Source organism: Acetobacter okinawensis JCM 25146 (assembly GCF_000613865.1).
Lineage (GTDB): Bacteria > Pseudomonadota > Alphaproteobacteria > Acetobacterales > Acetobacteraceae > Acetobacter > Acetobacter okinawensis.
In genome coordinates, this window is sequence record NZ_BAJU01000002.1 from 63,053 (window position 1) to 76,691 (window position 13,639).

Sequence of the window (13,639 nt, forward strand, 5' to 3'; positions counted from 1 at the left end):
TCTATTCTTCATATGGCAGAAATTTGGTGGTCAAGGTCATGTCGTTAACGATGGTGCAACAAACGTGGAAAGATAAGCTGAAAGCAGAGTTCTTTCCACTTAACCGGCGGCGGGATGTTGACGGCCTGCGTGGACTGGCTGTTCTGCTTGTTATGATTTTTCATGCAGGATGGTTAAAGGGTGGTTTTGTTGGTGTAGATATTTTTATTGTTATTTCAGGTTATTTTATGGGTCGGTCTGCGTTTATGCAGCATCCTTTTCGTCCCGAGCGGTTTGTGTTGCGCCGTCTTTACAGGCTTGTACCAGCACTTCTGGTGATGATTCTGCTGGTTTCAGCCAGCATGCTGTGGTGGGTTCTACCGAGTGACCGGGCGGATATCGCGCAGAATGGTGCTTACTCCCTGATCTATCTGTCAAATATCTGGGCCAGTCATCATGTAGGCTATTTTGAAGGGCAAAGTATTGCCTACCCGTTCCTGCATACGTGGTCCCTTTCTTTGGAAATGCAGTTCTATCTTATTATTTTCCTGATCGCGCTCCTGCTGTCCGCGCTGCGTTATAGGCAGGCAGTTCTGTATGTCGTGATGGTGGCATCTTTTGCGTATAGTATGGTCGCTTATCATGCTGGGGATCAGGCTGGTTATTATAATATTTTTGCACGGTTGTGGGAATTCTGCCTCGGCACTGTCATATGGGTGTTGCCCGCTTTGCCGCAGTCGCGGCTGCTGTCCGGGCTGACTTATGCTCTGTCTGTGGTCACGCTGGTGCTGTGCGGGGTATTTTATAACCTTGCATATGCCTGCCCGTCTTACATGGCTCTTCTGCCGTGTGTGGCGACCATGCTGATTATTATGCAACCACACGCAGCCACGCGTCGCCTGCTGGAACCGCTCTCCCCTGTTGGAGTTATTTCCTACTCCCTGTACCTGTGGCACTGGCCGGCCATTGTTATGGCGACCTATGTGCTGGCTAGCCAAGTGCAGGGTATGACCATGGCGCTCGTTCTGGGGGGTGCCGTTATTGCCGGGACGTTGAGCTACATTTGTGTGGAACGGCCGATGTTGAATTACGAAAACAGCGCTATCGCCTCTGCCCGTCAGCGTGGAGCCATTGTTCTGGTTGGTCTATGCCTCGTGTCTGCTGCGGGGCTGGCATGGCTTTCCGCCATGTCACGCGTGCACTGACGCCACCATTATGGCCAAACTTCCCACTGGTCTGTTGTATGCCGCCACGACAGCCGAAAGCACTGCATTCCCGGCGGTGTGGCGGGCTGTTAGTGCCTCCGGCAAAAACAGATGGTGTGTGCTGCTTGGTGCCATTGGGGGTGGGTGTCTGGTCACGTTTTCGGTGGGGTTTGCACAGACGCTCAATGTGGTCGGCGGGGCTGCTCCTTCGCCTTTTGCGCCAAAGTTGTGCCTGTGGTCATGTCTTCTCCTGTTCGGGGGGAAAGTGCGGCAGATACTATCCTGTTCAATCGCCTGCTGTCGGATGCGCAGTACTGGTTGACGCAGCATCAGTTTGACCGTGTGTCGGATACCATCAGACGTGCGTTGAATATTGCCCCCCAGAATCCACGGGCTCTTCTGCTGCTGGGTACGGCCCAACAGGCGCAGGGGGATAGTGCGGGGGCTGAAAAAACTTTGGCCCAGATGGAAGCCAATGGTGCGCCACAGGACCTGTGCATGGCATTGAGCCGCATTATTGCAACCAAACCTGTGGATAAGGCACAGCTTGCGCATGCACGTGCGCTGGCAGCATCGGGCACCATGCTACAGGCGGCCATGGCGTACAAGGCCCTGTTCGGGAATGGGCCACCACCGCCAGATTTGGCGCTGGAATATTATGGTGTTCTGGGAGCAACCATCCTTGGTTATCAGGAGGCAGTGTCCCGGCTCAAGCTCTGGTTGCAACAGCAGCCAACAGACTTGGATGCACAGCTTTTATATTACCGGATACTGACATACCGTGAAATATCGCGGGCAGAGGGGGTAGAGCGGCTCAAAGCACTGGCCGCGGCTGATATTTCGCCCCGTATCCGTCGGCAGGCTTATGCGGCATGGCGGCAGGCCCTGTTATGGGAAGCCATTCGTGGTTCCTCTGTTCCCATGTATTATGAATGGCTGGCGCAGCACCCTAATGATGCTGAAATTGCTGATCGGCTTGCCAAAGCGCGCGAGGAGCAGCGGCGGATTGATGCCGACACTGCGCGGATTGACGGGTATGCGTATCTGAATTCAGGCCATGTTAATGAGGCTGAAAAAGGCTTCCAGCAGGCTCTGGCCTATAATGCACAGGATGCCGCCGCTCTTGGCGGCATGGGTCTTATTGCTGAAAGACAGCATGACTGGCACCGGGCCGAGCAGAACTTCAAGCAGGCCATGGCGGCAGACCCTGCGACTGCAGCGCAGTGGCAGACTGCCCTGCTTGGCATGCGTAAGAGCATGGCGGGAAGCAATCCCTTGCCCATGCAGATCTCCCGCGCCATTGCGGCGCACCGCGATGATGATGCACGACGCTACATAGGGCAACTGGCCAGCCAGCCAGGGCAGGAGGCCATAGCGCTGCTGTTCCGTGCCCAGCTGGAAATGCAGGAAGGGCACCGGGCCGAGGCGGAAGAGGCTTACCGTGGCGTGCTCCTGCGCTTGCCCCGGAACAAAGCTGCCCTGTCAATGTTGATTACCATGCTCTTGCAGGATGGGCGGGCGGATGAGGCAGCAGAGGTTATTCGCCAGACAGGCAATGTGCAGACAGTTCTTGCCGCCCGCGTGCGTAGTGCGCAGCTGGTCCAGCAGGTTGAGCAGGCAGCAAGCGAGACGGATCGTGTATCGTTGCTGAATGAGGCTGTCGGCCTGACCCCCAATGATCCGTGGGTCAGGCTAAAGCTCGCTCAGGCACTGGTTGCGGCGCATCGCCCGGAGCAGGCTCAGGCAGTCATGGATGCCATGCTGACCCAGCGAGTCCCTTCGCAGGAAGCACTGGCAGCAGGTGTTGTTTTTGCGGATGGGCAGAATGATTTTGCCACTTCGGCCCGTTTGCTCAAACGTATGCCCTCTGCTGCCATGACCCCTGATATGCGGCGGCTTATGACACGCGCTCAGGCAGGTATGGAGGTGGAGGAGGCCGAAAGCAGCAGTGCCTCGCCGGTAGCCGGGTTGCTGGCGCTGGCCAATCGCCCGGACCTACAGGGCAACGGGCCCAGCTGACAGCCGATGCACTCCTCAGGCATGATGAGGCACAGGCGGCATATACGGTGCTGCAAAAGGCAGATGCTCAGGTGCGCGACATGCCACTGGCCCAAAGGCTGAATTATGCCGGGTTGTATCTGCATATTCTGGCCATGCCTGGCAGCACATCTTTTCATCGCAAGGTCAGTCAGGACATTACGGCCACTTTGAATGCATTTGATACGCAGGCTCAGACGACCCCTCCTACCGAGCATGAAGCCGAGGTGCGGCGTACGATCGAAGATGGGTTTACGGCCATACAGGCAGACCATCTGGTGCGGAACGGGTGGCCGGACGATGCACTGCATCTGCTTACGCCCTACATCGAGTCCAATCCGGATGCGGTTGAGAGCCGTCTGGCACTGAGCCGTGTGTATGCGGCCAAGGATATGCCCGAACGCGCTCTGGTTGAGGACATGAAGGTGCTGGACAGCATACCAAATAACCGGCGCGTGCTGGCAGCGACCGTCCATGATGCGGCCATGGCGGGGGATTCCAGCACAGCCAACACCATGGCGCAACGCTTGCAGGCACTTGCGCCCGAAGCGTCCGAGACATGGAGCGCATTGGCCGAGAGTGCGAGGTCCAATAACAACATGCGCATGCAGCTTGCAGCCATGGAACATCTGCAGGAAGCCGATTGTGATAGTAAGGAGAGCGATGCATGCGAACAGCACGCCGTGCTTGCCCCCGACTACCGCTGGCCGTTAATTGAATCCGGTTATCGGGATTTGCAGGGCGTCATGCTGCCTGCCTCCTACCATTATCTGCCAGAAGACACGACCCCAGAGGCCAATAACCGTTCGATTGTTTATCTGCACGATTCCCTTTCTCCACAGATAGACGGTAATTTTTATGTGCGTAACCGCACAGGCATAGAAGGGCTTGGGCAGATGACCGAACTGGCCCTGCCCCTGACTGCCACACTACCTTTTCAGTCATGGGATCACCGGTTGTCGTTCTCTGTGGCACCGACATTTCTGTTTACAGGCAATCCGCTGGCTAATGCAGATTCCAACCATCAGTTTGGCCAGTGCGCCACCGTTGGGCCAGATGGGGTCTGTGCGGGCAGGGGGCACCACTATTATGTGCAAGGCGTTGGGCTGAATGTGAGTTATGTCAACCGCTGGTTCAGTGCGGATGTGGGGTCGACCCGCTTGGGTTCCCCATTGCCAATGTGGTGGGTGGGGTCGAATTTGCGCCACATCTGACGCGCGATCTGGTGTTGCGGGTTAGTGGTGGCCGGCGGATGGTGACAAACAGCGAACTCTCTTATGCGGGGATGAAAGATCCCGTAAGCGGACGCAAGTGGGGTGGTGTCACGCGTGAATTTGGCCATGGCATGCTGGAGTGGGGGCATCCAATGTGGGACCTTTATGCAGGAGCAGGCTTTGCATATCTGGACGGGACCCATGTTGTGGCCAATACGGAGCTGGATGTGCAGGCGGGTGGTAATGCACAGGTTTGGCAGGACCATGAAAAACGCATGATTGTGCGGACCGGGTTGAATTTTTCCTATTATAGTTACCGTCGGAACAGCTACCTGTTTACGTGGGGGCAGGGGGGGTACTTCTCCCCGCAGTCTTACTACGCGATTATGATCCCGCTCGAATGGACGGGGCATCGTGATATGTGGACCTGGCTGTTGCGTGGGGAGGGAGGCTTCCAGCACTATCACAGTGATGCCGCTCCCTACTTCCCACTAAATGACGGGTTGCAGCCTGCGGCTATTGGGCAGAACACGGAGGGTGCCCAGTCTGCCAGTGGTGTGGCGGGCAATGTGCAGGGCCGGGTCGTGTATCAGGTAACGCCCAGTCTGCGTCTTGGAGTGCAGGCGAGTTACAGCCGTGCAGGAAGCTGGTCGGAAGTGTCGGCTATTCTCATGGCCCATTACACCATTGATAGTTTCTAGCCTGATTATCATGTATTTTTGCAAGACTTCATGTTCAGGTGCCGCAAGGGGTGCCTGGTCTGCTGAAGGAACGACATGAAACAGACCTGTAGTGTCCTGTGCACAGTCCTTTTGCTGGGGGCGATGATTCCGCATGTGGCGTACGGGCAGACATGTGCTGCAACAGCGGGTGTCGCTCGGGCACCTGTTGCAACGGATGATGCCACTCAGGGTTATGCCGTAAAGGACCTGTGGCAGGCGTGTGGGCATGTTTGGCGCGCCGCGTCCGTGCGCCCGCATGCGGCTCGGTGGGAGCCTGTTTTCTCCTCTGGTCTGCCAGCAGATGCCTTCGGGCAGCACACGCTTTTTGCGGGAGGGACCGTGCGCATGGTCTCTGGGTACACGGGCCACGCGCTGGGTGTTACCCTGATGATGCAAGGTCAGCCGCAAAACATTACTCTGGATATTACTGCTGATGGGCGGCTAGATGACGCTCCCCTAAACCAGCGTGATCGGGGGACATATGCGGTTGTCACCCGTGTGTATGACCAGTCCGGACAGGGGCATGACCTGCTGGCGGTGCCTGGTAAGGCCGTTGTGCATGTGGGGGAGGCAGAGGTTAACGGCATGCCTGCTTTCATGGGGAGAGCAGAATGGTCCCGGCGGATTTATGCTGCCGCCTGACCTGCACGTAGATTCTGAGAGCTTCTTTTTTGGCACGACTGGCGCGTATGCGTCGTCCAACTCCGGTTATGCGGCATATCCTGTCCCCCTTCTGTTGGGAGAGGCGGGGCGTGCGTTCAAGGTCTATTTTGGTGGGTACGAACTGGATGGGTTTGTGCATCTGGCAGATTCTACCAACCCGGACCAGCGGACCAGTCTGGTCATAACCAACGCGCCTGCAACATTCTCGGTGTGGGCACATGGGGCCACTTATCATCTGCAATCGGGCAATATGCAGGCAGTGGGGCATGGCAGGATGAATGTGCCAAGTCTCAAGGGTGGTTATATCGGCTTTAATGCGGATGGTGGAGAGTGGTTCAGTCAGGGGCGTAATACGGGCATCTGGACTGGCTTGGTGTTGGCTGACCACGTCAATGATAGTAATGCGGTTGAGCAGTTCCGTGTGGCGGCCGTGTTGCAAGGACAACAGATGCCGCAGGTCAGGCCAGCGCTTGTCGTGTTGGGGGATAGCCGGTCGGAGGGTTTCCGTGTGGCGGACGGGCGGAACTGGCCAAGGCTTGCTCAGGCATATGGGCAGTATCAAAGCTATAATCTTGCTGTTTCGGGTGCGACCACGCGCCATTTACTGGGCATGCTGCCCGCAGCAGCACAGGTTGCAGCCCATTCAGGCAATCATGTAGCCGTTGTGTTCGGGGGGTATAATGACCACCTGAGCCAGAATCACATCGGGTATGATGAAACACTGATCAATCTTGGCAAGGTAATACAGGGTCTGCAGGCCCTGAAATATTATGTTGTGCTGGTGGCTGAAGCACCAACAGATCCCGTGTTGCGTTCCAAGGTTATGTCAGCACAGGCTGCGGGTACATTACGTCCCGATACAATTGTCGATCCATTTGCTCCGGGCTCTGTTTTATCCAATCCGGGTAACACGCAGTACTGGGATAAGGATTTTACCCATTTTACGGCAGAAGGGCAGGCAGAACTGGCCAGTCTGATATGGGCTTCCATCAAAACGGGTTTTGCGCAGGGCGTGCACTGAGCGTGGATCAGGTGATGGTCGTGCGCTGCATTCGGGCATGTATGTGTGTTTTTCTTTCCGGCAGTTTCCTCAGGTCAGGTAGCCATATTTTATGACTTTTCCCCCGCAACGCACATCAAAGGCACTTCCTTATATCCTGATCACGATCGGGACGGTGCTTGTTCTTGTGGCCAGTCAGGCTGTGGTTTCACCCGTTGCACAGATTCTACTGAGCGGGGGGGTGCTGCTCTGTGCTTTTCTCATTCGTAAAAAAAATGGTTACCTGCCCAGCCTTCTGATGATCGGCCTGTCGACCTTTGTTTCCCTGCGTTATATTTTCTGGCGTCTTTCATATACGCTGGCATTTGAAGGATGGTGGCAGAGCGCGTTGATGCTGACGTTGCTGTTTGCGGAAACGTACTCGTGGATTATTCTGTTTCTGGGTTACATGCAGCTGTCGTGGCCGCTCAACCGTAAGGAATGCTCTCTGCCAGAAGATAAAAGTTTTTGGCCAGATATAGACGTTTTTATTCCGACCTATAATGAGGACCTTGATGTTGTCAGGAATACGGTCCTGGCAGCTATGGCAATGGACTGGCCTGTAGGCAAACTCCATGTGTATTTGCTTGATGATGGACGCAGGCCTCTGTTTCAGGCGTTTGCACAAGAGGTTGGTGTAGGTTACATCACCCGCCCGAATAATGTGCATGCCAAGGCTGGCAACCTGAACAATGCCCTTATGCAGACCCAAAGCGAACTGGTTGCCGTGTTTGACTGTGACCATATTCCGGTCAAAAGCTTTCTTCTGCGCACAATTGGGTGGATGGTGTTGAATCCCCGTATTTCTCTTGTGCAGACACCACAATATTTTTACTCGCTCGACCCGTTTCAGAGAAACCTGGATACTTATGGGCATATCCCGCCAGAGAGTAATCTGTTCTACGGTCTGGTTCAGCCCGGAAACGACTTTTGGAATGCGACCCTTTTTTGTGGGTCTGGTGCCGTGCTGCGTCGCAAGGCTTTGGAAAGTATTCATGGTTTTGCGGTGGAAACTGTAACGGAAGATGCCCATACATCCCTAAAAATGCAGCGTAAGGGCTGGGAGTCCGCTTATCTGCGCGAAACACTGGCAGGTGGTCTGGCAACAGAAAGTCTGGCCCTGCATGTGGGGCAGCGTATCCGCTGGGCCAGAGGCATGGTGCAGATTTTTCGGATTGATAATCCGTTGCTCGGGCGTGGGCTCAGCTTAGGGCAACGGTTGTGTTACCTGTCTGCCATGCTGCATTTTTTCTTTCCAATTCCACGGCTTATTTTTCTTATCGCACCACTGGCATTTCTGTGTCTGGGGCAGAATATTATTTATGCAACACCGGCTGCGGTCATGATTTATGCCATACCGCATCTGTTACAGTCGCTTATAACCCAGTCCCGCATACAGGGGCGGTGGCGTTATTCGATCTGGAATTATGTTTACGAAACATCAATAGCAATTTTTCTGGCACCAGTTGTGTTGGTGGCGTTTTTTGCCCCTTCCCGTGGGACGTTCAACGTGACAGCAAAAGGTGGTCTGATTACAAAGAACTTCCTTGATACGCGTATGGTCCGTCCGAATGTGATCATGTGTTTTGTCCTGATTGTGGCGGCCATTGTAGGTGTGGTGGGGATGATCGTGCATCGGGGGGACCCCTTGCTGTTCCAGACTTACGGCATGAATCTTTTATGGGTTCTGGCTAACCTTCTTATTGTCCTTGCAGCGATTACAGTTGGTTATGAGCGCAAGCAGAACCGCCGTGCTCCCCGCATTCCGGCCCAGTTGGCCGTGACCGTCATCGACCCTGTGGCGCAGCAACGCTACGCCGCAACAACTGTGGACCTTTCCAAGGGTGGGGTGTCGCTGAGGATGAGTGACCCACTGCCTGCGGGTCTGCAAACGGTGCATGTGGAATATGTTAATCTGCACGATAAAATCAGGATGAATGTGCCAGCCCAGATTATTAACCAGCAGGGTACATTTGCCAGATTGGAGTGGAGAAACAGCACTCTGGGTGATGAAACCGGGATTGTTGAAATGATTTTTGGCCGGAGTGATGCCTGGTCCCATTGGAGTGACTATTCGCAGGACAAGCCATTGCATAGTTTTAACCTTCTGGCGCGCGGTATTATTAACTTTCTACTTGTTGCAGTATTTCGCCGACACCCGTTAAAATAATTTTTGTAGAAAACAGAACCATTTTAGTCCTTATAGAAAGATATTTTGACGCATAAATCCCAAACTATTTATTGAGATATGATTTTGGCTTCGCTATAGCTTACGGTCTACGCAACTGATGTAGAAGAATGATTTGAATATTGTCACGCGAGGTTCATAAACTGTTTTCAGAATCAGATAAGATATTAATCAAACAGGCCGGGTCCATTCAGAATGGGCATGGGTACCGTGTTGGTAAGATTGCGTGCAAAATTGCCAAACTGGCCGGGCTGCATAGTCTGGACATAAAAAAGCTGCGTCTTGCAGGTAAAATGCATGACACCGGAAAACTGCTTGTCCCCAATACAATTCTTGAGGCCCCACGCGCCTTGAACCCCGAGGAAAAAGCGATAGTACGCCAGCATCCTTCCCTCGGTTTGGGTATTCTGCTCTGGCACAAAAAGAATTTTCCCATAGAGGTTCTGGATGCCATGCTGATGCATCATGAACGATGGGATGGTGCAGGCTACCCACTTGGGCTGAAGGAAGAGCAGATTCCGCTATCGGTCCGAGTGATTACTCTGGCCGATGTCATAGACGCACTTGCTTCCCACAGGGAGTATCGTGGTGCGTGTGATATTGCTTTTATCCGCCATGAACTGGAAGAGGGGAAAGGATCACATTTTGATCCTGACCTTGCAGATGTGTGTCTTAAACATCTGGATGAAATACTGGCGACACGCCTGACTGCAAAAAAAATTTAAGGCAGAGCGGCGCACTGGTCTCTGGCGCGCAGGGTGTAGTTATTGCCATTAAAACGCAGAGGTAAAATGGCAATAACTACAGAGTCAGTCGGTTATTTTTTACGCAGGACGGTCCGTTGCATCAAAGCGGAAAGGAGCGCCTGTTGCCTTGTCTGCCAGTGTGCCGTCCCACATAACCTGCTCACCACGGATAATGGTGCCAATGGGTTTGCCGGTTAAGGTTTCCCCCGTAAAGGGGGACCAGCCGCAGCGTGATGCCAACCAGTCCTGTTCGATTGTCCAGCGGGCTTTAAGGTCCACAATGGTAAAGTCCGCATCATACCCCACGGCAATGCGGCCCTTGCGCACCAGCCCGAACAGGCGTTGTGGCCCTGCTGATGTCAGGTCCACCAGACGGCGCAGGGTCAGGCGGTGCTGGGCAACGTGGTTGAGCATAAGGGGCAGCAGCGTCTGCACACCCGGCATGCCGGATGGGGAGGCAGGGTAGGGCTTGCTCTTGTTGGCCAGTGTGTGGGGTGCATGGTCGGAGCCAATCACATCAGGCATCCCCTGCGTGACCCAGTGCCACAGCCCATCGCGGTGGGCAACGGAACGGATGGGGGGATTCATCTGGGCAAAGGTGCCCAGGCGTGGGTAAGCATCTTCCGCTGCGAGGGTAAGGTGCTGGGGGGTCAGCTCGCAGGTGGCGATGTCGCGGTGCTGGGAGATCAGCTCCAGTTCTGCCGGGGTGGTAATGTGCAGGATATGCACGCGCCTGCCGGTTTTGCGGGCCAGATGCAAAATGCGCTGGGTAGCGCGCAATGCGGTCTCGTCATCACGCCAGACAGGGTGGGAGGCGGGGTCGCCTTCTACACGCTCGCCCATGCGCTCAAGCAGGCGGGCTTCGTCTTCGGCATGGATGGCCACCCGGCGCTGGCCAGAACGCAGGACACGTTCGAGCATGGCATCGTCGGAGACCAGCAGGTTACCGGTGGAAGACCCCATGAATACTTTGACACCCGCTGTGCCGGGCAGTTTTTCCAGCTCCCCGCACTGATCGGCATTGTCCGATGTGGCACCAACGTAAAAGGCATGGTCGCACCACATCCGGCCTTTGGCGCGGGCCAGTTTGTCGGCTATGGCTTCGGGCGTGGACGTGGTGGGTTTGGTGTTCGGCATTTCAAAAACGCCGGTTACGCCTCCCAGCACGGCAGAGCGGCTGCCGGTTTCAAGGTCTTCATTCTCCACCGCACCGGGTTCACGAAAATGGACCTGTGTGTCGATCACGCCGGGCAGAATGGTCAGGCCGGTGCAATCCACCACACGTGCGGCATCCGCTGTGCCACCAATGGCGCTGATCTGCCCATTGCGGACATAGACCGTTGTTTCCACCGTGCCATCAGGCAGGACTACGGAGCCATTCTTGAGGGCCAGATCATGGGACTGCCGTTGTGTGCTTGGTGTGGGTGTGGCCATGGGCTCTGTCCTTACTTGTCAGCTTTGGGGGTGACACGCGTGCGGGTGCGCATGGTCACCAATTCTTCGGCCGAGGTGGGGTGGATGCCAATTGTGCGGTCAAAGTCGGCTTTGGTCAGCCCGGCCGTTACGGCAATGGCAACAGCCTGGAGCATTTCCGGTGCATCGTCACCCAGAATATGCACGCCAACCACTTTCTGGCTTGGTTGATCGACAACCAGTTTCATGACCGTTTTGCGTATGCGGCCTGCCAGAGTGTAGCGCATGGGGTTGAAGCGGGTCAGGTAAATATCCACAGCCCCGTTTTGCGCGGCTTCATCTTCCGTCAGCCCCACTGTTGCAAGGGGAGGGGAGAAAAAGACAGCTTTGGGCGTGGTCGCATAGCACCACTGGCGTGCCGGGGTCTTGCCATACAGGCGATCAGCCAGATTATGGCCTTCTGCAATGGCAACCGGCGTTAAGTTGATACGGTCGGTCACATCCCCAATGGCATAGATGCCGGGGTGTGTGGTCTCGCTATTGGCATCGACCTGAATACGATCGTTTTCTGCAGTGGCAACGGAGGTGTTGCCCAGCCCCAGCGAGTCGATTTTGGGACGGCGACCTGTTGCCATGAAAATGCAGTCCGCGCTCAGGGTCTGCCCGTTATCCAGCGTAAGGTTCAGTCCTGTTTGCGTGCGGGTAATGCTGGTGGGGTTGACGTGGCGGTGCTGGGTAATGCCGCGTGCTTCTATGGCATCGGCCAGTGCCGTGCGCATGTCCGGGTCAAAGCCACGCAGGGGTAGGTCACGGCGGTAAACCAGCTCTACGCTGGAGCCAAGACCTGCAAAAATACCGGCAAATTCAACGCCAATATACCCACTGCCAATCATGACCACCTTTTGGGGGCGCTGTGGCAGGGAAAATGCCTGATCCGAGGTAATGGCCAGCTCGGCACCCGGAATATCGAGTTTGGTCGGGGTGGAGCCGGTGGCGATGACAATACGCTCGGCGGTTATGGTGCGGGGCTGCTCGGTGGGGGCTAGGGGGAGGGCGTAATGCGTAGCGTGTGCCCGTCCACAAATTCGGCGTGGCCGGTAAAGAGGGTAATGCCTGCTTTTTCCAGCATGGAAACATAAATGCCATTCAGGCGCGTGATCTCGCGGTCCTGTGCGGCAATCAGGGTGGGCCAGTCATGCGTGCCGGGGGCTGTGGACCAGCCAAAACCGTGGCTGTCCTCCACCATGGCGGCGTAGTCGCTGGCCATGACCATAAGTTTTTTGGGGACACACCCAAGATTGACGCATGTGCCACCCCAGTGGCGGCTTTCCACCACGCCCACGCGCGCGCCATGGCCTGCGGCAATGCGCGCGCACCGCACACCGCCGGAGCCTGCTCCTATGACCAGAAGATCAAAGTCATACGTCATGGGGCAGGGCTCCTTGGGTGCTGGGCTGTGGGTCTTTTATAGTCAGGTGGGGTTAGCCTTAGCGTTCGGCAAACGCTTTTTCCACCACGTACGCGCCGGGGGTGGACATGTTGCCTTCATCAAACCCGCGGGCCTGAAGCAGGGCTTCAGTGTCGGCCAGCATTTCGGGCGAGCCGCAGATCATCACGCGGTCATGCTCGGGGTCGAGTGCGGGGATGTTCAGGTCGGTAAAGATCTTGCCGCTTTCAATCAGCTTGGTGATGCGGTCGGTAACGGCAAAGTCTTCCCGCGTGACAGCCGGGTAGTAGAGCAGCTTGCCGCTAATGTCCTCACCAAGGAACTCGTGCTGGGGCAGTTCATGGCGGATGTGGTTGGCATAGGCCAGCTCGCCGGAAATGCGCACGGTGTGGCTCAGGATCACGTGGTCGTAGCGCTCATAGCACTCGGGGTCCTTGATCAGGCTCATGAAGGGAGCCAGACCGGTGCCGGTGGACAGGAAGTACAGGTTGCGGCCGGGGCGCAGGTTGTCCAGCAGCAGGGTGCCGGTGGGCTTGCGTCCGATCAGAACCGTATCACCCACCTTGACGTGGCGCAGGCGAGAGGTCAGCGGACCATCGGGCACGGCAATGGAGAGGAACTCCATTTCATCTGCGTAATTGGGCGATGCAATGGAGTAGGCGCGCAGCAGCGGCTTGCCGTCCACTTCAATCCCGATCATGGCGAACTGGCCGTTTTCAAACCGCAGGCCGGGGTCACGCGTGGTGGTGAAGGTGAACAGGCGGTCGGTCCAGTGGTGCACGGTCAGCACCTTGGCCGGGTAAAGGTGCCCATATTCCTTTGTCGGGGGGGCAAGGTGCCACACGCCGTCCTGCCCTTCTACCGGCAGCAGGCTGCTTGGCACTTCAGAGGCGGACATCCGGGGGAGAACGTCGTTATCAAGAATGGTTTCAGACATGGACCGCTTTGTACTCCGCTTATAGCAGATCAGAGAGATGGTGCGCTTT

The 13,639-nt window shown here is 55.9% G+C and carries 8 protein-coding genes and 2 pseudogenes; 7 read left to right on the forward strand and 3 right to left on the reverse strand.

Features of this window, described 5'->3' with window-relative positions; all coding sequences use genetic code 11:
- Positions 1 to 50: 50 nt before the first annotated feature.
- The 7 genes and pseudogenes from JCM25146_RS01730 to JCM25146_RS01755 all read left to right on the forward strand — a co-directional run bounded on the left by JCM25146_RS01730 (position 51) and on the right by JCM25146_RS01755 (position 9,772).
- Positions 51 to 1,184 (forward strand): acyltransferase family protein, encoded by a 1,134-nt coding sequence (locus tag JCM25146_RS01730; protein ID WP_242400841.1) that lies wholly within the window; start codon positions 51 to 53, stop codon positions 1,182 to 1,184.
- A 240-nt stretch (positions 1,185 to 1,424) separates the two neighbouring features.
- Positions 1,425 to 3,203, forward strand: a complete 1,779-nt coding sequence (locus JCM25146_RS20435; protein WP_051543874.1) for a tetratricopeptide repeat protein — start codon at positions 1,425 to 1,427, stop codon at positions 3,201 to 3,203.
- Positions 3,204 to 4,117: 914 nt separating this feature from the next.
- A pseudogene (locus JCM25146_RS20445) lies at positions 4,118 to 5,136 on the forward strand (cellulose synthase subunit BcsC-related outer membrane protein).
- Positions 5,137 to 5,211: 75 nt separating this feature from the next.
- The gene (locus JCM25146_RS22340) at positions 5,212 to 5,799 is read left to right on the forward strand and encodes a hypothetical protein (RefSeq protein WP_051543879.1); all 588 of its coding nucleotides are present in this window, start codon (positions 5,212 to 5,214) and stop codon (positions 5,797 to 5,799) included.
- Entirely contained in the window at positions 5,786 to 6,841 is a 1,056-nt protein-coding gene (locus JCM25146_RS20455) for an SGNH/GDSL hydrolase family protein (RefSeq protein WP_051543882.1), read from the forward strand. The genes JCM25146_RS22340 and JCM25146_RS20455 overlap by 14 nt, the downstream gene beginning before the upstream one ends.
- Before the next feature lie 91 nt (positions 6,842 to 6,932).
- Positions 6,933 to 9,029: a UDP-forming cellulose synthase catalytic subunit gene (gene bcsA / locus JCM25146_RS01745; RefSeq protein WP_025825438.1), complete on the forward strand. Its 2,097-nt coding sequence runs from the start codon at positions 6,933 to 6,935 to the stop codon at positions 9,027 to 9,029.
- 140 nt (positions 9,030 to 9,169) lie between these two features.
- Positions 9,170 to 9,772, forward strand: a complete 603-nt coding sequence (locus JCM25146_RS01755) for an HD-GYP domain-containing protein (protein WP_159101940.1) — start codon at positions 9,170 to 9,172, stop codon at positions 9,770 to 9,772.
- 99 nt (positions 9,773 to 9,871) lie between these two features.
- On the opposite strand, the gene JCM25146_RS01760 is transcribed toward JCM25146_RS01755, so the two are convergent.
- The 3 genes and pseudogenes from JCM25146_RS01760 to JCM25146_RS01770 form a co-directional block, all read right to left on the reverse strand.
- Positions 9,872 to 11,227, reverse strand: a complete 1,356-nt coding sequence (locus tag JCM25146_RS01760) for a dihydroorotase (protein ID WP_025825440.1) — start codon at positions 11,225 to 11,227, stop codon at positions 9,872 to 9,874.
- 11 nt (positions 11,228 to 11,238) lie between these two features.
- Positions 11,239 to 12,635, reverse strand: a pseudogene (gorA, locus tag JCM25146_RS16455) (glutathione-disulfide reductase).
- 58 nt (positions 12,636 to 12,693) lie between these two features.
- Complete coding sequence (locus tag JCM25146_RS01770) at positions 12,694 to 13,590, reverse strand: ferredoxin--NADP reductase (RefSeq protein WP_025825442.1); 897 nt, start codon at positions 13,588 to 13,590, stop codon at positions 12,694 to 12,696.
- Positions 13,591 to 13,639 lie beyond the last annotated feature (49 nt).

Coding starts and splice junctions, on each gene's coding strand:
- JCM25146_RS20455 (WP_051543882.1), top strand. CDS start 5,786: ATGCTGCCGCCTGACCTGCACGTAGATTCTGAGAGCTTCTTTTTTGGC.
- bcsA (WP_025825438.1), top strand. CDS start 6,933: ATGACTTTTCCCCCGCAACGCACATCAAAGGCACTTCCTTATATCCTG.
- JCM25146_RS20435 (WP_051543874.1), top strand. CDS start 1,425: ATGTCTTCTCCTGTTCGGGGGGAAAGTGCGGCAGATACTATCCTGTTC.
- JCM25146_RS01770 (WP_025825442.1), bottom strand. CDS start 13,590: ATGTCTGAAACCATTCTTGATAACGACGTTCTCCCCCGGATGTCCGCC.
- JCM25146_RS01760 (WP_025825440.1), bottom strand. CDS start 11,227: ATGGCCACACCCACACCAAGCACACAACGGCAGTCCCATGATCTGGCC.
- JCM25146_RS22340 (WP_051543879.1), top strand. CDS start 5,212: ATGAAACAGACCTGTAGTGTCCTGTGCACAGTCCTTTTGCTGGGGGCG.
- JCM25146_RS01730 (WP_242400841.1), top strand. CDS start 51: ATGGTGCAACAAACGTGGAAAGATAAGCTGAAAGCAGAGTTCTTTCCA.